Consider the following 20,674-nt stretch of genomic DNA (forward strand, 5'->3'; position numbering starts at 1 on the left):
CAAAATTGGATATGCTGCGCCAGTTGCGACGCCCCCGAGTATGGGAAGCTGCGCCTCCCACGCCGCCGCGTCGACCACCCCGCTACTGGGAGCTGCGCGGCGAGTAGCCGTATTTGCGCTTGAAGTTGCGGTAGAAGGTCGAGACGTCGTTGAAACCGCTGTCGAAGGCGATGTTGATGATTTTCTTCTCAGACGACGACGCCAGCTCCTTGCGTGCCGCCTCGAGTCTGTAGTGCAGGATGGTGTCGCGCAGCGACAGTCCCGATTCCTCGAAGATCTTGTACAGCTTGCGCTGGGAAATGTTGAACTGGCGGGCGATGCGCCCGGCCCCCAGGTCGTGATTGTCGATGTTCTTCTTGATGTATTCGATGATGTCGTTGGCGAGGCGCGCCTTGTTGCCGCCATCGCTGCGCGCCGTCTGGTCGCGGAGGAACGTCTTGAGCATCTCGACGATGTTCTGGCGGATCGAGACATCCACATAGTCCGAGATATGCGAATTACCATACTTCAGGAGGAAGCGGGAGAAGAACTGCATGTATTCGCGCAACGAAACGGATTCGATGCTCGCCGCCTCCCCCTTCAGCGCCCCGGCGAAATCCGTCATCGACGACAGTTCCAGCCACTGGAAGGTGCACCGCCCGTCCTCACCCGCCATCATATCGATCGACAATAGTGCCCGCGCGTCGAACACAACGATGCGTTCGCCACCCACATCGAACGCGCCATGCTCCAGCGTCAGCCGCATGGCACCGTTCTGTACGGCCGTCATGACGATGCAGGGCGCCTTGCCTGCAACCTGCACCACTTCGCGCAGAAGACGCCCCGGCGGCAACGCCATGCTGCAGACGCGCATGTCGTTATACTTTATCCAATCGATGGCTGCCCTGAACTCACCATCCAGCATGAAATCGCATTTGTCGACCCCGACAAGGGCCGACATATCCGACTGAAACTCGCCATCTATTCTATTATAAGTTGTCCTAATTACGACATTAACATCGCTCAATTCATTTTGTTTTATCATTTTATTTCTCTCGACTGACGTCGTAGCGAAAAGTTACCCCTCAAAACTGAACATCAAATGCTCATACAGCAATGCAACCAGCGCGCTAATAATAGCATTTTATGCAACTTTGCATAGAATGCGAGCCTTCTCCGGCGCCATTCGCATACGGCCTGTAGACCGGCTGATGGCCGATGGTCGCGTTGCCAACCGCTCGTGCTACAAGAGCGCCTCGGGTGATCCGAAAGCCGGTCGCCGCATCCCGGTGAGGGCCGAATCAATGACGCAGGCCATTCCCTTCGAAGAGGAGATGGAGGCCCCGATCGGGCGGACCGAGGCGCTCACGCCGCTCGTGCGGCGGCTCGTCGCGCCGAACGGCGGCCCCTTCACCTATCGCGGGACGTGCAGCTACATCGTCGGCCGCGGCCGGGTCGCCATCATCGACCCGGGGCCCGACGACGCCACCCATGTGGCGCGGCTGCTCGATGCCGTGCGGGGCGAGACGGTGACGCACGTCGTCGTCACGCACACTCACCGGGACCACTCCCCGGCTGCGGCCGCGGTGCGCGCAGCCACCGGCGCCCTCGTCGTCGGCTGCGGACCCCATGTCGCGTCGCGCCCGCTGGCGCTCGGCGAGGCCAATGCGCTCGATGCCTCGGCAGACCACGCCTATGCGCCCGATGTCGTCCTCGCGGACGGCGAGGCCGTGGCCGGCCCGCACTGGACACTCACGGCGCTCGCGACGCCCGGCCACACGGCCAATCACCTCGCCTTCGCGCTGCCCGAGGAGAACACCCTGTTCTCGGGTGACCACGTCATGGCCTGGTCCACCACCATCGTCGCGCCGCCGGACGGGTCGATGCAGGCCTACATGGCCTCGCTCGCGAAGCTGAAGATGCGCGAGGAGACGATCTACCGGCCCGGCCACGGCGGCCCCGTGCGCGAGCCGCAGCGCTTCCTGCGCGCCCTCGTCCACCACCGGCGGCAGCGCGAGGCCGCGATCCTCAACCGGCTTGCGGCCGGCGACGAGACCATCGCCGAGATCGTCCCGTCCCTCTACGAGGGGCTGCCGCCGGCGCTCTTCGGCGCAGCCGGGCTCTCCGTCTTCGCCCACCTCGAGGACCTGGTGGCGCGCAGACTCGTCGCCTGCGATGGCGCGCCGACGCTCACGGCCCGCTACCGGCTGGCGTGACGGTCAGAACTGCGCCGCCCTCGCCTGCAGCTCGAACTCGGTGATGAAGCGGGCGATGCGCTCGGCATTGACGCCGAAATCGTGCACGCCATAGCGGGAAGCCGAGCGCACATCGACCCTCGTCCCCTCTGCGCGCGGCGTCACCCGGATCACAATGTCGTCCGGAAAGCGCAGCAGGAAGGTGTGGTCGACGGCATCGATCTGGCCGCGCCCGGTACGCCCGCCGGGCTGCCGCACCTCCGCGATGTCCCAGCCGAGCGTGCGTGCCACCCTCTCGGCGACCGACAGCGCATCCTCTGGCGACAGCTCGGCATAGATCGGGACGACGTCCGCATAAGCGTCGCGCTGCGGCAAGCGCTCGTCCGCCGCGATCTCGCGGGGCACGTGGCCCGCGCGGGCGGCAAGCACCTGCGCCGAGCGCGAGAAGGCGGGCGGGTCGAGGATATCGGTGCTGATGTCGTTCATCCGCGGCAGGACGACGGCCTTGAAGCCGAGGAATGCCGGCCAGCCGAGCACAACGAGGGCCAGCACGGCGCCCCGCACGGCGAGGGTAAGCCCCTGCTGCCCCTCCTGCCAGATGAAAACGAAGGCCGCGACCGCGAGGGCGAGAGCAACGAGCGCCAGCGCGACCGCGCTTGCGATGACCGACAGGCCGGCGAACCATTCGACGAGGCCGAGGCGGGTCAGCAGCACGCCCGCCGCCGCCACGAGCAGGGCGAACCAGCCGACCCTGCGGCTCCAGACGGCCGCTTGCGACAAAGGCTCCTCGACGATCAGGCGGCGCATAGGACGGCTCGCGGCAGGAGAGACGACGGCAGGAACGGCCGGGACGACCGCGTAGCCATGGATGGCATCGCATGGCGGCGGGCGCAACGGCATCGGCGTCGCGGCGGCATCATCGTGCAGTCGGGCGGTGTTTTCATCGCCGCGCAGATGGGTTAAGGCCTTGGGGCAAGCATGGGGACGGGCCGACACTGATGACAGAAGGCGTTCAGCAGGGCGACGCGCTGATACGAACCTGGCTGCGCTTCGTCCGCATGAACCAGCGGCTCTATGCGGCCATGAACCAGGAGTTGCGCCGGCTCGACCTGTCGATTCCCCAGTTCGACGTGCTATCCACCCTGACCGAGCGCGAGGGCATCACGCAGCAGGAGCTGGCAGAGCGCCTCTATGTGACGAAGGGCAACGTCTCCGGCCTCGTCGACCGGCTCGCGGCGAGCGGCCTCGTCGTGCGCCAGCCCATTGCCGGGGACCGCCGCTCCTATGCGCTCCATCTGACGGAGAAGGGGCGTGCGCTTGCCGAGCGCGGCATCGCCGCCCAGCGCGCCTATGTTGAGCGGACCCTGGGCGTTCTTCCGCACACCGATATCGCGGAATTGGAACGTGTGCTCCTTGCCTGGCGCGATATCCTGCGCCGCGACGAGGAGGACCGGAGCGACCCTGCCGGCAGGCCGGGGCGCATCCGCTCTCCCGCGGCCGAATGAACGGGCCGCAAGACAAGCTCGTATGAACCCTGGGAGGGGCCGTGGATCTCCTGACGCAACCCGCGCATGCCATCCTCTCCTGCCTCAAGCGCGGCGAATTGTCGAGCGTCGCGCTGCTCGACATGACGCTCACGCGCATTGCCACCGAGAACCCGGCGCTGAACGCCATCGTGACACTCGACACGATCGCGGCACGCAGCGCCGCCGAAGAAAGCGACGCCCGCCGGGCCGCGGGCAAGGCCCGCGCACTCGACGGGCTCGTCATCACCATCAAGGATGCCTTCGACGTCGCCGGCATGGTCTCGACCGCCGGGGCGCCGAGCTTCCGCGACCGGGTGCCCGAAGCGGATGCGGCGGCCGTCGCACGGCTGCGCGAAGCCGGCTGCGTCATCCTCGGCAAGTCGAACGTGCCGCTTTTCTCGGGGGATTTCCAGACGTACAACCCCGTCCACGGCACCACCAACAATCCCTGGGACATCACGCGCTCCACGGGCGGCTCGTCGGGTGGGGCGGCCGCTGCCGTCGCGACCGGCATGAGCGCCTTCGAGCTCGGGTCGGACCTCGGCGGCTCGCTGCGCTGGCCGGCGCATGCCTGCGGCGTCTTCGCCCTCAAGCCGACCTGGTCTCTCGTCTCGACACTCGGCCACGTGCCGCCCGCGCCAGGCACGCCCAAGGAGGGCGACCTCGTCGTCGCCGGCCCCCTCGCCCGCTCGGCGGAAGACCTCGCGCTGATCCTGCCCGTCATCGCGCGCGACGGCCGGCCGATCGACGTGCCGCGTCTCGACGGGCGCGGCCTCAGGGTCGCCGTCTGGCTCGAGGAGCCCCTGGCGCCGGTCGATGCCGATGTGGCGGCCGGGGTGGCCCATGCCGCATCCCTGCTGGCCGAGGCCGGAGCCATCGTCGACGAGCGGGCGCGGCCGGGCTTTTCCTTCGCCGAGACCTTCGAGGTCTACGCGCTTCTCAACCACGCCATCGTGGCGGCCGGCCTGCCGCAGAAGGTGCGCGACAGGCTGGCGGCCGATGCCGCCAGCTACGCTCCCGGCGACCTGTCGCACCGGGCCCTGCAATCGCGCGGAGCACGGCTCGACGTCGCCACCTGGCAAAGGCTGCTGGAGCGCCGGCGCGCGCTCAAGGAGCACTGGGCCGTCTTCTTCAGAGACTGGGACGTGGTGCTGTTGCCACCGGCGCCGGTGGCGGCCATTCCGCACGACCAAACGCCGGACATCCACGCCCGCACGATCGCCGTCAACGGTACGGAGCGCCCCTACTTCGACTTCCTCCTGTGGTCCTCGCTCGCGAGCGTTGCGCACCTGCCGGCGGCGGTGGTACCCGTGATGCGCACGGCGGCCGGCCTGCCGACGGGGGTACAGATCGTCGCGGCAGAATGGGCCGATGCGACGGCCATTGCCGTCGCCCGCCTCCTGGAGGAACGCGGCTGCCGCTTCGTGCCGCCCGGCCGGAACGCCTGAAAGACAAGTCCCGGCCTGTCGGAGCGCCAGCGCACATCCCGTGCGGCGTCGGCTGGTTAGCGTCTCGATCCGCACGGCGCTGTTAACCCTGTCGCGGAGTCGATCGCGATATAACACGCCTTTGCCGCAGTGCCGCCAAGCGCCCGACGCGATCGGGCGCGATGGTGACGAACGTCGCGCCGCACGGCAGGCGGCGCACCCAGCCGGCCGGCCGCCGGCAGAGCCATGAGACCGAGCAGATGACCGAGATCCCTTCACGTTCCGAAGATAAGGCCGGGAAGACGGCCGTGGCCACCGCCCGGATCACCCCCGCTTGCCAAGGCAAGGCGGATGCGCCAACGTTTCGTGCCATCGGGATTCCGGCGGTGGCGGCCGCGGTGGAGCAATTCCGCCGTGGCAGGCAGAGGAAGGCCGAGCGGCTGCCCGACTATCTGCGCGACGGACCCTTTGCCAGCTGACAGGACCTTCGTGAAATATGCCGACCCGGCGAACTCTTCTCAAAGCCTTCGCCGGGACGGTCGTTGCAGGTGCCGGGTTCGCCTCCTACGCCTTGGCGGTCGAGCCGGGCATGCGGCTCATCGTCAAGCGCTACTGGATTACGCCGCGCGGCTGGCCGTCGGACATGGAGCTGACGCTGGCCGCCATCGCCGACCTGCACGTCTGCGAGCCGCATATGCCCGCCGCCCGCGTCGCGGAGATCGTCGCGGCGACCAATGCGCTCAAGCCGGACGTGACGGTGCTGCTCGGGGATTACATCGGCACGCACCGTTTCGTGACGCGACGTCTCGAACCGGAGGAATGGGCCGAGCCGCTCGGCCGGCTCGCGGCGCCGCTCGGCGTCTATTCGATCCTCGGCAACCACGACTGGTGGCACGCCATCGCGCCTGGCATGCCAGCGGACGGGGCGCGTACCATGCGGCGCACGCTCGAGGGCGTCGGCATCCCGGTGCTCGAGAATGACGCCGTCCGGCTGAAGAAGGACGGCAGGGCCTTCTGGTTGATCGGCCTCGGCGACCAGATCGCCCACATTCTCGGGCCGGACAGATTCCGCGGTGTCGACGACCTGCCCGCGGCGCTCGCCCAGGTCCACGACACCGCGCCCGTCATCCTGCTCGCGCACGAGCCGGACATCTTCCCCACCGTGCCGGCGCGCGTCAGCCTGACGCTGGCCGGCCATACCCACGGGGGGCAAGTGCGCTTACTCGGCTACTCGCCCGTCGTACCCTCCGCTTACGGCAATCGTTATGCCTATGGCCTCGTGGCCGAGCGCGGCCGCACGATGATCGTCTCCGGCGGCCTTGGCACGAGTATCCTGCCCATGCGCCTCGGTGTGCCGCCGGAGATCGTGCTCATCCATCTCGGCGGCCAGCCGGGGCCGCTGACGTGAGCGCCGCTACTTGACGATGACGCGCGCGCCGACCTTGGTGCGGTTGTAGAGGTCGATCACGTCGATGTTGCGCATGCGGATGCAGCCGGAGGACACGGCCTGGCCGATCTTCTCGGGCTCGTTGGTGCCGTGGATGCGGTAAAGCGTGTCGCGACCGTTCTCGTAGAGATAGAGCGCGCGGGCACCGAGCGGGTTGTTCGGCCCGCCCTCGGTAAAGCGCACGTGCGGCCAGCGGGCCTTCATCTCGGCCGGCGGATTCCAGTTGGGCCACTCGGCCTTGCGGGCGACCTCGGCCGTGCCGGTCCAGCCGTAGGCCTCGTCGCCGACGGCGACGCCGTAGCGGATGGCCTTGCGGTCAGGCAAGACGAAGTAAAGCAGGCGCGACTTCTGGTCGACGACGATGGTGCCGGGGGGTTCGCCGGTTGGATCGTCGATCATGTAGCGGCCGAACTGCGGATCGACGTCTGCCTGGGGAACGAGCGACATCCACTCGCGGTCACGCGCCGAGACATCCGGGTCGGGCACACCCTTGAAATTGCAGCCGGCCAGCGACATGCCGATCACCACGACGGCACCCAACATCCTCAAGAACATGCCAATCGCCCCCAAACGATCATCGATCGGGCGTAAGATGCGATTCGACGCGCCCGATTCGCGGTGCTGTATGGCACATGCGAACGGCGTAGCAACGGCCGCCGACAAGAAAACGACCCCGATCGGCAAATACTCGCCAAGCGTGACATGGACACAACGCCCGCCGCCTGCAAAGCTGCATCCTCTCCTGGGATATCGCCGTGACGACGCTCCTCATCTCCCCCCCTTCCTCGATGGCCCACGCGACCCCGCCAGGCCATCCGGAACGGCCGGAGCGCCTGCGGGCCATCGAGCAGGCGCTGGAGCAGGAGAAATTCGCCGATCTCGTGCGCATCCGCGACGTGCCGGCTGCGGATCGGGATGCCATCTGCCGCGCGCATCCGCCAAGGCACGTGGATGCCCTCATCGCCGCCGCGCCGCGCGAGGGAGTGGTCAGCATCGATGCCGACACGACCATGTCGGCAGGCACGCTGGAGGCCGCCGTGCACGCCGCGGGCGCGGCCATCCTCGCGGTGGACGAGGTGGTGGGCGGCTCGGCCACCAATGCCTTCTGCGCCGCCCGCCCGCCCGGCCACCACGCCGAGAAGGCGACGGCGATGGGCTTCTGCTTCTTCAACAATGCAGCCATCGCCGCGCGACACGCGCAGAAACGGCATGGCCTCCAACGCATCGCCATTCTCGACTGGGACGTGCACCACGGCAACGGCACGCAGGACATCTTCTGGGACGACGCGAGCGTGCTTTACTGCTCGACGCACGAGATGCCGCTCTATCCCGGCACCGGTGCCGCCTCCGAGCGCGGGGCGCACGACAACATTGTCAATGCCGTGCTGCATGCGGGCGAAGGGGGCGAGAGCTTCCGCGAGGCGCTCGAAGTCGCCATATTTCCGCGCATCTCCGCTTTCCGGCCGGACCTCATCATCATTTCCGCCGGCTTCGACGCCCACTGGCGCGACCCGCTCGCCAACATCAACCTGACGGAGGAAGACTTCGCTTGGGCGACGCGCGAGCTCATGGACATCGCCGACCGGCAGTGCGGCGGGCGCATCGTGTCGCTGCTCGAAGGCGGCTATGACCTGCAGGGCCTGGCGGCTTCCGTGGCCGCCCACGTGCAGTGCCTGATGCGGGGGTGAGTTTCGACGGCGCGAGGGACGGCTGTCGGAGCGAGTTGCTTCCCCTCCCCCTTGTGGTCGAGAGGGAGAAGAGCGGTGCCTAGTCCCTCGCCGACGGTCAAAGAAAGGAGACCCGTCATGCGCGCGCCTGTCGCGGGCATCCCCGCCCTGACGTTACGCAAGGCGGAAAAGCGTGGAGGCCGGGACGAGGCCGGCCATGACGCGGGAACGGTGTGTCGTTGTCCTCGCGGGGGAGCGGTGCCCTGCCAGGCCCCTCACCCCTCCAGGATGACCGTATCAGCGATTTCGATGCCGAAGCCGCTGAGGCCGACATAGGCGCGCGAGCTGGAAGCAAGGTTGCGGATCGAGGTGACGCCGAGGTCACGCAGGATCTGCGCGCCGAGGCCGACCTCGCGCCATTGCTGGGTGCGGGCGAACTCGGAGCCGGTCGCATCCTCGCTGACGACGGTCAGCGGCACGCCGGCTGTGCCGTCGCGCAGATAGACGATCACGCCCCGCCCTTCCTTGGCGAACTGGCCGAGCACCTTGTTGAGCGTCCTGCCACCACCAAAGACGTCGGCCACCACATTGGCCCGGTGCAGGCGCGCCGGCACGCCCCGGCCGTCGCCGATGTTGCCGTAGACGAAGGCGAAGTGGTTCACGGTATCGAAAGGCGTGACATAGGCATGGCCGGTCATCTCGCCGATCTCGGTCGTCACCGGGAAGGTGGCGACACGCTCGACCAGCTTTTCGCGCGCCTGGCGATAGGCGATGAGGTCGGCCACAGAAAGGCGCTTCAGGCCGTGCGTCCTGGCGAAATCGTCGATCTCGCGCCCCTTCATCACCGTGCCGTCGTCGTTGGCGAGTTCGCAGATGACGCCCACCTCGGGCAGCCCCGCGAGACGGCAGAGGTCCACCGCCGCCTCCGTGTGGCCCGAGCGGATGAGCACGCCGCCGTCCTTGGCGATGAGCGGGAAGACATGACCGGGGCGCACGAAATCGCCCGCCCCCATGTTGTTGTTGGCGAGGGCGCGCACCGTGTTGCTGCGTTGCTCGGCCGAAATCCCGGTGGTGAGGCCGTGGCGCACGTCGACCGAGACGGTGAAGGCCGTGCCGAGCGGCGCGTCGTTGGCTGCCACCATGGGGTCGAGCCTGAGGCGCCGTGCGTCGGCGCCGGTCAGCGGTGCGCAGACGATGCCGCAGGTGTGGCGAATGATGAAAGCCATTTTCTCCGGCGTGCAGAGCGAGGCGGCGACGACGAGGTCGCCCTCATTCTCACGGTCGTCGTCGTCCGTCACGACGACGATCTCGCCGCGGGCGAAGGCCTCGATCGCCTCGGTCACCGTCTGGGTCATGAAAGCCTCCTCGCGCACCGGAGAACCGCTCCGGGCGTCGATGAAATCGTTGGGAGTGACGGCGCCACGGGTCACCTCGAGAATGAGGCGCGCCGTCTCGCGCGATAGCCAGGCGCCATCGTCGCGGCACAGCTGCGTGACCGCGCCGGGCGTGACGCCGATGCGGCGCGCAAAATCCACGCGCGTCATGTTCTCGCGGATAAGCCAGTCGGCCAGTCTCATGAGGCGACGCTAACGCCGGCGGGATTTTAGTTCAACTAAAATCGCCGAGTTGCGAGGTGGCGCCGACTTGGCTCCCGCCCCTGCTCGCCGTCCTGCCGGTTCTCGTCGCACGGCTGTTGGATCACGCGACAATGATGACGCGATGCTCTGCAACGCAAGCGTTCCGCCGTCATGGCCTGGTTCGTCCCGGCGATCCGCGCCCTTCAGCCTGGCGCATCCGTCGCGGCGTGGATGCCCGCGACGAGCGCGGGTATGACGCGGTGAAAGCGGCGGGCACGACGCGGGGGCGGGGCTCTCCCGTTTAGCTACACTCAATCCATCGGCCAGGGCGTCGTCTCGCCCACCTGGCCGCGGTGGCGCAGGAAGTGGTCGGCAATAACGCAGGCGACCATGGCCTCGCCCACGGGGACGGCGCGGATGCCCACGCAGGGGTCGTGCCGTCCCTTGGTCACCACATCCGTCTCGGCGCCGAAGCGGTCGACCGAGAGGCGCGGCTGCAGGATCGAGGAGGTCGGCTTGACGGCGAAGCGCGCCACCACCGCCTGGCCCGTCGAGATGCCGCCGACGACACCGCCGGCATGGTTGGAGAGGAAGAGCGGCTTGCCGTCGTTGCCGAGGCGCATCTCGTCAGCATTCTCTTCGCCCGTCAGCGCCGCGGCCTCGAAGCCGGCGCCGATCTCGACGCCCTTGACTGCGTTGATGCTCATCAATGCCGCGGCGAGGTCGGCATCGAGCTTGCCGTAGATCGGCGCGCCGAGGCCGGGCGGCACGCCCTCGGCCACGATCTCGATGACGGCGCCGATGGACGAGCCCTTCTTGCGGATGCCGTCGAGATAGTCGGCGAAGAAGGCCGCCGCCTCGGCGTCCGGGCAGAAGAAGGGGTTGCGGCCGGTCTCGTCCCAATCCCAGCGGGAGCGGTCGATCCGGTGCGGGCCCATCTGCACGAGCGCGCCGCGCACGAGGAGCCCCGGCACGACCTTGCGGGCGACGGCACCGGCAGCGACGCGCATCGCCGTCTCGCGCGCCGAGGAGCGGCCGCCGCCGCGGTAGTCGCGGATGCCGTATTTCACGTCATAGGTATAGTCGGCGTGGCCCGGACGATACTTGTTCCGAATCTCGCCATAGTCCTTCGAGCGCTGATCGACGTTCTCGATGGTGAGGCCGATGGGCGTGCCCGTCGTCATCTGCACGCCGGTCTTCTCGTCGGTGAAGACGCCGGAGAGGATGCGCACCTGGTCCGGCTCCTGGCGCTGGGTCGTGTAGCGCGACTGGCCCGGCCGGCGGCGGTCGAGGTCATGCTGGATATCGGCCTCGGTCAACGGAATGCGCGGCGGGCAGCCATCGACGACGCAGCCGATGGCAGGCCCGTGGCTCTCGCCGAAGGTGGTGACACGGAAGAGGTGGCCGAAGCTGTTGTGGGACATGGATCTCGCCGCCGTAATGCTCGGCGCGTCTTACGCGCGCGGGGACGCATCGTCAAACGGCCCGGTCCGGACCACCGGCGCGGCCGGGCCTCCCTACCCTCGCCTGCGGCGGGGAGGGATTGGGGGCGGGGGGGCTCGCCACCCTCGATGGCGTTTCGGATCTTTCTGCGGGTAACGACTGAACGCCTGCCTGCGGCGCCGTCCCCCCACCCCTCCCCCTCCCCGCCACTTCGTGGGGGGAGGGAGAAGAGGGAGCCGACGGTTCATCGTTTCGCGGCTCATCGTTTCGCGACGTGCCTAACCATCAGCACGGCTTCAGACGCGTTGGCCTAGATGCCAGCCCGCTCAGGCCGGCTCCCAGCGGTGGTCGCCGGCGTCGAAGACGAGGATGCGGCCCTGCCAGATGTCGATGTGCGGCGCCTCGTGCGTCGCGACGCGGGAGAGGAGTGTCAGCACGGCGCGGGCGACGCCGCCGTGCGAGACAACGAGGGTGTCGCGGGTCAGGCTCTCGAGGAGCGGCCGAACCCGAGCCGCGACCGCGGCGTAGCTCTCGCCGCCCGGCGGCGTGAAGTGCCAGCAGTCGCGCTTGCGGGCGGCATAGAGGTCGGGCTCGCTCGTGCGCAGCTCCTTCCACGTCCGCCCTTCCCATTCGCCGAACGAGATCTCGGCGAGGCGCGGCTCGAGATGGTAGCCCTGCCGCGGCAGGCCAATGGCGTGGCGCAGCAGTTCCATCGTCTCGCGCGTGCGAGCGAGGGGGCTCGCGATGAAGTCGAGGCCCTCGCAATCGGGCACGAGACCGCGCAGCAGGCGCCCCGCCGTCTGGGCCTGGCCGCGTCCGGTGTTGTTGAGCGCCGTGTCGCGCTTGCCCTGCAGGCGCCCCTCGGCGTTCCAGTCCGTCTCGCCGTGGCGGACGAAGAAGAGACGCGGCCTTGCCGTCATTCCTTGCCGAGCACGATGTCGGGCGCGTCGGGGTTCTTCATGCCGACGACATGATAGCCGGCATCGACATGGTGAATCTCGCCGGTCACGCCGCGCGACATGTCGGACAGGAGATAAGCCGCCGTCTCGCCCACTTCCTCGATGGTCACCGTGCGGCGCAGCGGCGAGTTGTACTCGTTCCACTTGAGGATGTAGCGGAAGTCGCCGATGCCCGAGGCGGCGAGCGTCTTGATCGGCCCGGCAGAGATGGCGTTGACGCGGATGCCCAGCGGGCCGAGGTCGGCCGCGAGATAGCGCACACTTGCCTCGAGCGCCGCCTTGGCGACGCCCATGACATTGTAGTGCGGCATCCACTTCTCGGCGCCGTAATAGGTCAGCGTCAGCAGGGAGCCGCCGTCCGTCATCAGCTTCTCGGCGCGCTGGGCGACGGCCGTCAGCGAGTAGCAGGAGATCAGCAGGCTCTTGGAAAAGTTCTCCTGGCTCGTATCGACGTAGCGACCGGTAAGCTCGTCCTTGTCTGAGAAAGCGATGGCATGGACGAGGAAGTCGAGCTTGCCCCAGCGCTTCTCCACTTCTGCGAAGACAGCATCGATGGTCGCCCCGTCGGTGACGTCGCAATGCCCGATGACCTCGGCGCCGAGCTCCGCCGCAAGCGGCTCGACGCGCTTTTTCAACGCATCGCCCTGGTAGGTGAAGGCGAGTTCGGCCCCATGGGCGTGCGCGGCCTTGGCAATGCCCCAGGCAATGGAGCGGTTGTTGGCCACTCCCATGATGAGCCCGCGCTTGCCGGACATGATGGACGGGCGTGTCGCTGAGTTGTCTGCCATGGCCGTTCGAAATCTGATCTGTCTGAAAGCCGGATGGTCCGGAGCGGACGCGCATCATTAGCCGAGAGCGACGGCGGACGGAAGCCTCGGCGCGCCACTTCGATGTGACAAGCCTTTCGCCTGGGCATAAGCGGCAGAGCCGCGGGCAGCACCCGCCGAACTGATTCGGGTGGCCAGGAGAAGTGGCGATGCCTACGGGCACCGGCGGGTTTTCAAGCTGGGCACGGCCTCCCGTCCCGCTTTGCCGCGTCTGTTCGAGCAACGAGGTCCTCTCGGCGAACGACCTCGCTTCCCGACTGTCGTGCGCGAAGCGCGGGCGAGAGCCGGGAATCAGCACAAAAAGCCGAGCCGAAGGCTTGCCCGTACCGCTCAGCCCTTGGCCGAGGCCGCCTCGCGCCACTTGCGCATGAGCGCGTCGAGCGCCGGGTCGGCGGCATCCGGCAGGATGATGTCGAGCGTGACGATAAGGTCGCCCGGGCCGTCCTTCTGAGGGATGCCCTTGCCGCGCAGGCGGAAGCTCTTGCCGCCGCTCGACATCGGTGGAATCGTCATGCTGACGGCGCCATCGAGGGTCGGCACGCGCACCTTGGCGCCGAGCACCGCATCGGCCAGCGGCACCGGAAGGCGCAGGCGCAGGTTCTTGCCCTCAACCCGGAACTGCGGATGTGGCGCGACATGGACCGTGAGCAGGACATCGCCCGGCTCGCCGCCGAAGGGGCTCGGCTCGCCGAGGCCGCGCAGGCGGATGGTCTTGCCGTCGCTGACACCCTTGGGCAGGTTGACCTCGACCTCGCGGCCGGTGGTGAAGTTGATACGCCGCTTGCCGCCATGAACCGCCTCCTCGAGCGTGACGGTGATGTCGGCCTTCACGTCCTCGCCGCGCGGATGATGGGTCCGGCCGCGACCCGCGCCGGCCGTGCGGCCGGCATTGCGCATCGCCTCGCCGAAAAGGTCCGAGAAAAAGTCCTGCGGGTCGAAACCGGCGCCGGCGCCGGAGCGGCGGAAGTCGAAACCGCCGTGCTGGCCGCGCCCGGCGCCTGCGCCCGAGAACCCGTCGAAACCCTGGAAACGCGGCTTGCCCTCCGCGTCGATCTCACCGCGGTCGAACTGGGCACGCTTCGCCTTGTCGCCGAGGATCTCGTAGGCGGCATTGACCTCGGCGAACTTCTCCTTCGCCTTGGGATCATCCTTGTTCTGGTCGGGATGATAGGCCTTGGCGAGCTTGCGGAACGCCTTCTTGACCTCCGCGTCGCTCGCCGATCTGGCAATACCGAGAATGCTGTATGGATCGCGCATGGATATTCCGTCAGGGAGCGGGGCACCGCAACCAATCCCCTCCCATATGGGGCAACTGTTGCACGGCTGCAACGGTTATTGCGCGATTCCGGGAGCCTCAGGCGGGCTTGCGCCAGGGTTTCACCTCGGTGATGGACCAGCCGCCGCCGGACGGCCGGCAGGCGGTGCCCTGCATGGCTTGCGCGCCGACCTGCAGCGACAGGTCGGCGAGGAAGGCGCGGCACACGTCGCCGTCCTTCACATAGGGTTGCCCGAGCGGCAGGAAGGCCCCCTTGACGCCGGTTTCCGGATTATCCCAGGAGGCGCTGGTGCCGTTGCCGAAGGGGTCGAGCGCGACCTCGAGAGCGCTTCTGGCGCGACGCCAGTCCTCCGCCGTCAGCTCGGGCGAGAGAGGCGATGGCGCGGGCGCGACCGAACTCGTCGTCGCCACGTCCTCGCCAACGAGGGAGCCGAGCGGAAAGGAAATGCTGCAGCCGCCCGCAGCCAGTGCCGCCACGAGCGCGGCAGCGCGTGCGACGCCACGACCCGCGTGAATGCCTTCGCACAACGACGCTGTTCTCTTATAAGAGCTGCGCATATCGCCCCGGGTCACGAGCCGCCTCGCCGATCCATTCGAATCCGTCAGGAATTTAAGCCGTGGAAGCGTTAACGAGCGGTGACTTCGCCAACGAAACCGATCCCTTCGCGCTCTTCGCCCGCTGGCTGGAGGACGCGACGGCGAGCGAGCCGAACGATCCCAACGCCATGGCGCTCGCCACGGTGGACGCGGACGGCCTGCCGGACGCGCGCATGGTGCTGCTGAAGGGCTTCGACGGGCAGGGCTTCGTCTTCTATACCAATGCCGAGAGCGCCAAGGGGCGCGAGCTCGCCGCGGTGCCGAAGGCCGCCCTCCTCTTCCACTGGAAGAGCCTGCGCCGGCAGGTGCGCGTGCGCGGCCCGGTGGAGAACGTCACCGATGCCGAGGCGGACGCCTATTTCGCCTCGCGCCCGCGCGGCAGCCGCATCGGCGCCTGGGCCTCGCAGCAGTCCCGCCCGCTCGAGAGCCGTTTCGCGCTCGAGAAGGCGGTTGCCGTCTACACGGCCAAGTTCGGCGTCGGCGAGATCCCGCGCCCCGACTACTGGCGCGGCTTCCGCGTACGGCCGGTGGCGATCGAATTCTGGCAGGACCGGCCCTTCCGCCTGCACGATCGCATCCGCTTCCACCGGCCGGCGCCCGATGGCGCGTGGCAGCGCGAGCGCCTATATCCCTGAGGGGCGAGCCCCTTCGACGCCCCGATCACCAGCAGGACGAACCGCCATGCCCCCATCCACCAATGCGACCCGGCGCGTGATGCTCCTGACCGGGGCGAGCCGTGGCATCGGCCATGCGACGGTCAAGCGCTTCTCCGCCGCCGGCTGGCGGGTCATCACCTGCTCGCGCCACTCCTTTCCGGAGGAATGTCCGTGGGAGATGGGCCCTGAAGACCACATCCAGGTCGATCTCGCCGATCCCGAGAACACCGTGGAAGCGATCGAGGAGATCAAGCGCCGCCTCGAGCCCGAGGGCGCCGTACTGCACGCGCTCGTCAACAATGCCGGCATCTCGCCGAAGGGGCCGGGCGGCTCGCGGCTCGGCACCATGGACACGCGCCTCGAGGACTGGAAGCAGGTCTTCCAGGTGAATTTCTTCGCCCCCATCATGCTGGCGCGCGGCCTCGTGGAGGAGCTCGCCCGCACGCGCGGCTCCGTCGTCAATGTCACCTCCATCGCCGGCTCGCGCGTCCACCCCTTCGCCGGGGCCGCCTATGCCACGTCCAAGGCGGCGCTCGCCGGACTGACGCGGGAGATGGCAGCGGATTTCGGCCCGCGCGGCATCCGCGTCAACGCCATCTCGCCGGGCGAGATCGACACCGCCATCCTGTCGCCCGGCACGGAGAAGCTCGTTGAGCAGATCCCGCTGCGCCGCCTCGGCACGCCTGACGAGGTGGCCAAGGCCATCTACTTCCTGTGCACGGAGGCTTCCTCCTACGTGAACGGTGCCGAGTTGCACATCAACGGCGGCCAGCACGTCTAGAGCGCTCGGCATGCCCGAAGACCGCCGCTATCCGGCCCGCCCCTTCCTCGCCGCGAGCGTCGCGACCTTCCGCGACGGGCGGGTGCTGATCGCGACGCGGGGCCGCCCGCCGATGGAGGCGTGCTGGAGCCTGCCAGGCGGGCTCGTCGAGCCGGGAGAGAGCCTCCACGAGGCCGCGCTCCGGGAACTGCGCGAGGAGGTGGGCGTCGAGGCCGAGATCGCCGCCTTCGTCGACCATGTCGAGATCATCGAGCGGGACGCGACCGGCGTCGTGCATCATTTCGTCATCGCCGCCTTCGCTGCCCGCTGGCGCGCCGGCGAACCGACCCCCGGTCCTGAAGCAGGCGCGGTGCGCTGGGCCCTGCCGGACGAGGTGGCGCAGTTGTGGACGACACCCGGTCTTGCCGCCATCGTCACCCGGGCCGCCGCCGTTCTCGACGGGGGGCCGCGATGAAAACGGTCGCGCTCGCCGCCTGCGCCGCCATCGCAGCAAGCCTCGCCACGGCCACCTTCTCCCAGACGCTGCCGCCCGCAGCGCAGCCGGAGAGCGGCGTAGAGACGCCCCCACCCTACGATGCCGACATGCAGCGCCTCGCCCGTGTGCTGGGCGTGCTCACCTTCATCGATGGATTGTGCGAAGAAGCCGATGCGCAGCAATGGCGCGAGCGCATGACGGACCTGCTCGATGCCGAAGGCGCGAGCCCGCAGCGGCGCGAACGCCTCGCCGGCGCCTACAATCGCGGCTATCGCAGCTACGCCCTGACCTATCGGCGCTGCACCGATGCGGCGCGGGCGGCGCGCGCTCTGCACGTCGCCGAGGGCCAGCGCCTGACGCGCACCCTGGCGACGCGCTTCGGCCAGTGAGGCGTGATGCTGCCGCCGCCGGGCGCGATCCCGCGCCCAGCCATGTCCCCTGTGGATTGCAGGCATTTTCTCCGCGCTGTTAACCTCGCGTAAAGAAGCCGCTAGAGTGCCGGCCCGCGGCTGCTAGAGTGGGTGGACAGGCGGCAGCGCGCCACGGGTTGCGTAACGGCAGGAACATGGACGAATTCAACCAGCACGATGACGACTTCCTCGGGGCCGCCGAGGAGAAGCGCGCTGCGCTCACCTATCTGAGCGAGGCCTTCGCCGAGGCGCAGCTCGACGGCCTCGACGGAGACTGCGTGGCCCATGCCGCGCTGTTCGCCGCCTTTCAGGAACTCGTGAGCACCTATGGCGAGGAAGCGGTGGCGGATTTTGCGGAGCGCCTGCCGGAGCGCATCCGCGGCGGCGCCTTTTCCACCGCCAGCAAGCACTGATGCGTCCGGCCTGACGGGCATCCTCTCGAAACCGGGTTGAGCGGTGCACGCCCTCCCCCTATCTCTCGAGCGAGATCGGACGGAGGGCTGAATGCCGAGGACTTTTCTGCCGGACAGGGGCGTCGTCAGGGTGACGGGCGAGGACGCCCGCAGCTTCCTCGACGGCATCGTCACCAGCGCCGTCGCGGATCTTGCGCCCGGAACGGCCCGGTGGGCGGCGCTGCTGACGCCGCAGGGCAAGATTCTTTTCGACTTTCTCGTCCTCGCCGTGCCGGAGGGTGACGGCGGCGGCTATCTGCTTGATGCGCCGCGGGCGCTCACGCACGACCTCGTCAAGCGCCTCGCCTTCTACAAGCTGCGCGCCAAGGTGATCATCGCCGACGAAAGCGAGGCGCTCGCCGTCGCCGCCCTGTGGGGCGACGAGACAGCGGCGCCTGGCCAGGTCTACGAAGACCCGCGCCTCACCGCTCTCGGGCGACGTGCCATCGGCCCACGGGCGGACATCGAGGCCTTCGGTGAGGCAGCGCTCGCCGACTACCACGCCATGCGCATCGCGGCGGGCGTGCCGGAGGGCGGCAAGGATTTCACCTATGGCGAAGCCTTCCCGCACGAGGTGCTGATGGACCAGCTCGGCGGCGTGTCCTTCGACAAGGGCTGCTATGTCGGCCAGGAGGTGGTGTCGCGCATGCAGCACCGCGGCACCGCCCGCACGCGCATCGTACCCGTCGTCTTCACCGGGGGATTCGTGCCGGAGGACGGGGCCGCGGTCGTCGCGGGCGAGAAGACGCTCGGCCACGTCGGCTCCTGCGCCCGCGGGCGCGGCCTCGCCATGCTGCGGCTCGACCGCGTGGCGGATGCGCTCGCCGCGGGCCTGACGCCGACCGCCGGCGGCCTCGCCCTCACCCTCGAGAAGCCGGGATTCGCCACCTTCGCCTTCCCCGGCGAATCGGCTCCTGACCCGGCGCGGGGATGACGGTGACGGAGGGGGCCATGAACGACGTGGCGAAGGCGGATCTCATCCTGCACGAGGACGGAAAATGGCGCTGCCGCTGGCCGGGCGTCGACCCGCTCTACGTCACCTACCACGACACCGAGTGGGGCGTGCCGGAGTATGACGACCGCGCGCTCTTCGAAAAGCTGATCCTCGACGGCTTCCAGGCCGGCCTGTCGTGGATCACCATCCTGCGCAAGCGTGACAATTTCCGCAGAGCCTTCGACGGCTTCGATCCCGCGGCCATCGTGCGCTATGACGAAGCGAAGCTCGCGGCGCTGATGCAGGACGCCGGCATCGTGCGCAACCGGGCCAAGATCGCCGGCACCGTGCAGAGCGCCCGCGCCTGGCTCGCCATCATGGAGCGCGACGGCTTCAGCAATTTCCTGTGGGGCTTCCTCGACGGACGGGCGCGGCAGAACAGCTTCTCCGCCATGGCCCAGGTGCCGGCCGAGACGGCAGAATCACGGGCGATGTCGAAGGCGCTGAAACAGGCCGGCTTCAATTTCTGCGGCCCCACCATCGTCTATGCCTTCATGCAGGCGGTAGGCATGGTGAACGACCATCTCGTCGGCTGCTATCGTCGCGAGGAATGCGCCGCGCTCGCCCGCGACACGCGGTGAGCGGCCCGCCCGACGCACCGCCAGGAGCGGCCGCCGGGCTGCCGTCGCCCTAGAACTCCCCCTGCAGGCCGACGCGCGCGGCGTGGGACTTGCCGCCGCCATAGGCATAGCCGGCGGTCAGGGCGATGGGGACCGGTGCGTCGAAGCGATAGGCCAGAGAGCCGCCGAAGGCATATTCGCCCTTGAAGGTGGCGAGGTTCATAGCCCAACTCGCGCGCCCGGGCGCGGACGGCATGGGCGCGGTCGTCATGGCGATGGCAGCGGCGACGCCCTGGCGGGCTTCCCTGCGCGTCTCGAGCACGATCCCCTGAAGGATGTCCATGCGCTCGTTCAACGCCGTTTCCACATCCCGCAACTGGCCGACATTGACCGCATCCGTGCGGTCGACGCCCGCCGCGACATGGACGATGCGCCGCTCGTTCCCGACCGCGCCGACCGACACGGTATTGGCCTGGTCGGCCGCCGAGCCGGCGCCGAGCGCGACCGCTCCTTCCGCCGTCGCTTGCGAACCGGCGCCGAATGCCAGCGCATCGGCCTCGCTCGCCACCGCGCCCGGCCCGATGGCCGCCGCATTGGCGCCGGAGGCCGAGGTCGTGCTGTCCCCGACAGCGAAGTGGTTGGCATAGATCGTCGTGGTCGAATCCGTGTGGCCGGCATCGCCGATCCAGACGTTCGCCTGGTTGGCGTTGTCGGCGTTGCCGACGAAATAGTTGCGCACGGGCTGTCCCGACCCGCCGCCGCGCAATACCATGTTCTCATCGGCCACGATGGAATCGGGATTCGCCGTGAGTGTGAGGCCGTTCTTGGATGGCGGCTCGCATGAATAGTTTGCGCCGTTGGTGCAGGCGAGTTGCGCGCGGGATTCCCCGGGGCTCAAGCAGGATAAAATCGCGACCGACACGACAAGATACCTGAGCGCGATTGCCCGAATCCCTATTCCCTCTCTTCTCGGCAGGAGCACCTGCATCGTGGGGACGAATTCGATCGTCCGCGGCGACGAGCCACGGAAACGCATCTCTGAAAGTTTCATTATGTTTCTCGCCTGATCGCTGCTTCTTCGCGCGACCCCGCTCTCCCCGAGAAGAGAATAAAGGCACCATTGCTTATGGGAATTGAAGCATAGGCGCCACATCGAGCGGCCTTGACCGCCCTGATATATCAATTCTCGGGTTGATCAGGTTCATACGCAAAGTAGTGGCGGGACGATTACAATAATTTTCTATTCGCGCCTCGCAATGTGCGTCGCGGTCGGTGGCAAACGGCGCCCTCTCGTCCGCCTTCGAGGCCGAGCGCCGCCGCCATGCCGCCGCCGGCGTCTTGCCCGCATGCCTCATGGTGCTAGGTAGGGAGCGAGCCGAGCGGTTCCGGCCTGTTTCGGCATGCCTGACGGCAAGGAAGAGGAGAT

General features: G+C 68.2%; 23 protein-coding genes. 13 read left to right on the forward strand and 10 right to left on the reverse strand.

All coding sequences use genetic code 11. The features are described 5' to 3' along the window. Positions 1 to 82: 82 nt before the first annotated feature. Entirely contained in the window at positions 83 to 940 is an 858-nt protein-coding gene (locus P2T65_RS10650; protein WP_071923538.1) for a helix-turn-helix domain-containing protein, read from the reverse strand. 343 nt (positions 941 to 1,283) lie between these two features. Between P2T65_RS10650 and P2T65_RS10655 the strand changes: the two genes are divergently transcribed. After that, positions 1,284 to 2,195 carry an MBL fold metallo-hydrolase gene (locus tag P2T65_RS10655; RefSeq protein ID WP_055459164.1) on the forward strand — a complete coding sequence of 304 codons (912 nt, stop codon included), beginning with the start codon at positions 1,284 to 1,286 and terminating at the stop codon, positions 2,193 to 2,195. A gap of 3 nt (positions 2,196 to 2,198) precedes the next feature. On the opposite strand, the gene P2T65_RS10660 is transcribed toward P2T65_RS10655, so the two are convergent. Further along, the gene (locus P2T65_RS10660; protein ID WP_055459165.1) at positions 2,199 to 2,981 is read right to left on the reverse strand and encodes a DUF1499 domain-containing protein; all 783 of its coding nucleotides are present in this window, start codon (positions 2,979 to 2,981) and stop codon (positions 2,199 to 2,201) included. A 191-nt stretch (positions 2,982 to 3,172) separates the two neighbouring features. On the opposite strand from P2T65_RS10660, the gene P2T65_RS10665 reads away from it, so the two are divergent. The 4 genes from P2T65_RS10665 (at position 3,173) to P2T65_RS10680 (ending at position 6,535) form a co-directional block, all read left to right on the forward strand. After that, a complete protein-coding gene (locus tag P2T65_RS10665) occupies positions 3,173 to 3,679 on the forward strand; it encodes a MarR family transcriptional regulator (protein ID WP_055459166.1) in 507 nt (168 codons plus the stop codon). A gap of 41 nt (positions 3,680 to 3,720) precedes the next feature. After that, positions 3,721 to 5,148, forward strand: a complete 1,428-nt coding sequence (locus P2T65_RS10670) for an amidase (RefSeq protein ID WP_276199756.1) — start codon at positions 3,721 to 3,723, stop codon at positions 5,146 to 5,148. 161 nt (positions 5,149 to 5,309) lie between these two features. After that, complete coding sequence (locus P2T65_RS10675; RefSeq protein ID WP_055459168.1) at positions 5,310 to 5,606, forward strand: hypothetical protein; 297 nt, start codon at positions 5,310 to 5,312, stop codon at positions 5,604 to 5,606. Positions 5,607 to 5,623: 17 nt separating this feature from the next. Next, positions 5,624 to 6,535, forward strand: coding sequence for a metallophosphoesterase (locus P2T65_RS10680; protein WP_055459169.1), 912 nt, complete (start codon positions 5,624 to 5,626; stop codon positions 6,533 to 6,535). 6 nt (positions 6,536 to 6,541) lie between these two features. Here the strand turns inward: P2T65_RS10680 and P2T65_RS10685 are convergent, their stop codons facing one another. After that, positions 6,542 to 7,129, reverse strand: coding sequence for a L,D-transpeptidase (locus P2T65_RS10685; RefSeq protein WP_055459170.1), 588 nt, complete (start codon positions 7,127 to 7,129; stop codon positions 6,542 to 6,544). A gap of 200 nt (positions 7,130 to 7,329) precedes the next feature. On the opposite strand from P2T65_RS10685, the gene P2T65_RS10690 reads away from it, so the two are divergent. Next, positions 7,330 to 8,262 (forward strand): histone deacetylase family protein, encoded by a 933-nt coding sequence (locus tag P2T65_RS10690; RefSeq protein ID WP_063187637.1) that lies wholly within the window; start codon positions 7,330 to 7,332, stop codon positions 8,260 to 8,262. A gap of 254 nt (positions 8,263 to 8,516) precedes the next feature. Here P2T65_RS10690 and ribB read toward each other — a convergent pair whose 3' ends face one another. The 6 genes from ribB to P2T65_RS10720 form a co-directional block, all read right to left on the reverse strand. Then, positions 8,517 to 9,818, reverse strand: coding sequence for a 3,4-dihydroxy-2-butanone-4-phosphate synthase (gene ribB, locus P2T65_RS10695; protein WP_096335352.1), 1,302 nt, complete (start codon positions 9,816 to 9,818; stop codon positions 8,517 to 8,519). A 311-nt stretch (positions 9,819 to 10,129) separates the two neighbouring features. Beyond that, positions 10,130 to 11,242 carry a chorismate synthase gene (gene aroC / locus P2T65_RS10700; protein ID WP_276199757.1) on the reverse strand — a complete coding sequence of 371 codons (1,113 nt, stop codon included), beginning with the start codon at positions 11,240 to 11,242 and terminating at the stop codon, positions 10,130 to 10,132. Positions 11,243 to 11,587: 345 nt separating this feature from the next. Beyond that, positions 11,588 to 12,181: a histidine phosphatase family protein gene (locus P2T65_RS10705; RefSeq protein ID WP_055459173.1), complete on the reverse strand. Its 594-nt coding sequence runs from the start codon at positions 12,179 to 12,181 to the stop codon at positions 11,588 to 11,590. Continuing rightward, positions 12,178 to 13,008, reverse strand: coding sequence for an enoyl-ACP reductase FabI (gene fabI / locus P2T65_RS10710; RefSeq protein WP_063189624.1), 831 nt, complete (start codon positions 13,006 to 13,008; stop codon positions 12,178 to 12,180). The genes P2T65_RS10705 and fabI overlap by 4 nt, the downstream gene beginning before the upstream one ends. Positions 13,009 to 13,377: 369 nt before the next feature. Further along, positions 13,378 to 14,304: a J domain-containing protein gene (locus tag P2T65_RS10715; protein ID WP_276199758.1), complete on the reverse strand. Its 927-nt coding sequence runs from the start codon at positions 14,302 to 14,304 to the stop codon at positions 13,378 to 13,380. Between the two features lie 97 nt (positions 14,305 to 14,401). After that, complete coding sequence (locus P2T65_RS10720) at positions 14,402 to 14,851, reverse strand: RT0821/Lpp0805 family surface protein (RefSeq protein WP_055459176.1); 450 nt, start codon at positions 14,849 to 14,851, stop codon at positions 14,402 to 14,404. Between the two features lie 89 nt (positions 14,852 to 14,940). Here P2T65_RS10720 and pdxH point away from each other — a divergent pair, with 89 nt between their 5' ends. The 7 genes from pdxH (at position 14,941) to P2T65_RS10755 (ending at position 19,269) form a co-directional block, all read left to right on the forward strand. Beyond that, positions 14,941 to 15,555 (forward strand): pyridoxamine 5'-phosphate oxidase, encoded by a 615-nt coding sequence (gene pdxH, locus P2T65_RS10725; RefSeq protein WP_055459177.1) that lies wholly within the window; start codon positions 14,941 to 14,943, stop codon positions 15,553 to 15,555. 46 nt (positions 15,556 to 15,601) lie between these two features. Continuing rightward, the gene (locus P2T65_RS10730; RefSeq protein ID WP_055459178.1) at positions 15,602 to 16,357 is read left to right on the forward strand and encodes an SDR family oxidoreductase; all 756 of its coding nucleotides are present in this window, start codon (positions 15,602 to 15,604) and stop codon (positions 16,355 to 16,357) included. Between the two features lie 10 nt (positions 16,358 to 16,367). Continuing rightward, the gene (locus P2T65_RS10735; RefSeq protein WP_063189622.1) at positions 16,368 to 16,811 is read left to right on the forward strand and encodes an NUDIX hydrolase; all 444 of its coding nucleotides are present in this window, start codon (positions 16,368 to 16,370) and stop codon (positions 16,809 to 16,811) included. Beyond that, positions 16,808 to 17,221, forward strand: a complete 414-nt coding sequence (locus tag P2T65_RS10740) for a TIGR02301 family protein (RefSeq protein WP_063189620.1) — start codon at positions 16,808 to 16,810, stop codon at positions 17,219 to 17,221. The genes P2T65_RS10735 and P2T65_RS10740 overlap by 4 nt, the downstream gene beginning before the upstream one ends. A 176-nt stretch (positions 17,222 to 17,397) precedes the next feature. Beyond that, positions 17,398 to 17,655 (forward strand): hypothetical protein, encoded by a 258-nt coding sequence (locus tag P2T65_RS10745; RefSeq protein ID WP_019401472.1) that lies wholly within the window; start codon positions 17,398 to 17,400, stop codon positions 17,653 to 17,655. A 91-nt stretch (positions 17,656 to 17,746) separates the two neighbouring features. Further along, positions 17,747 to 18,628 carry a folate-binding protein gene (locus P2T65_RS10750; protein WP_276199759.1) on the forward strand — a complete coding sequence of 294 codons (882 nt, stop codon included), beginning with the start codon at positions 17,747 to 17,749 and terminating at the stop codon, positions 18,626 to 18,628. Positions 18,629 to 18,645: 17 nt separating this feature from the next. Further along, positions 18,646 to 19,269, forward strand: coding sequence for a DNA-3-methyladenine glycosylase I (locus tag P2T65_RS10755; protein ID WP_055459182.1), 624 nt, complete (start codon positions 18,646 to 18,648; stop codon positions 19,267 to 19,269). Positions 19,270 to 19,318: 49 nt separating this feature from the next. Here P2T65_RS10755 and P2T65_RS10760 read toward each other — a convergent pair whose 3' ends face one another. Further along, positions 19,319 to 20,035 (reverse strand): hypothetical protein, encoded by a 717-nt coding sequence (locus P2T65_RS10760; protein ID WP_276199760.1) that lies wholly within the window; start codon positions 20,033 to 20,035, stop codon positions 19,319 to 19,321. Positions 20,036 to 20,674: the final 639 nt, after the last annotated feature.

The sequence above is a fragment of the Chelatococcus sp. XZ-Ab1 genome (assembly GCF_029309855.1).
GTDB lineage: Bacteria > Pseudomonadota > Alphaproteobacteria > Rhizobiales > Beijerinckiaceae > Chelatococcus_A > Chelatococcus_A sambhunathii.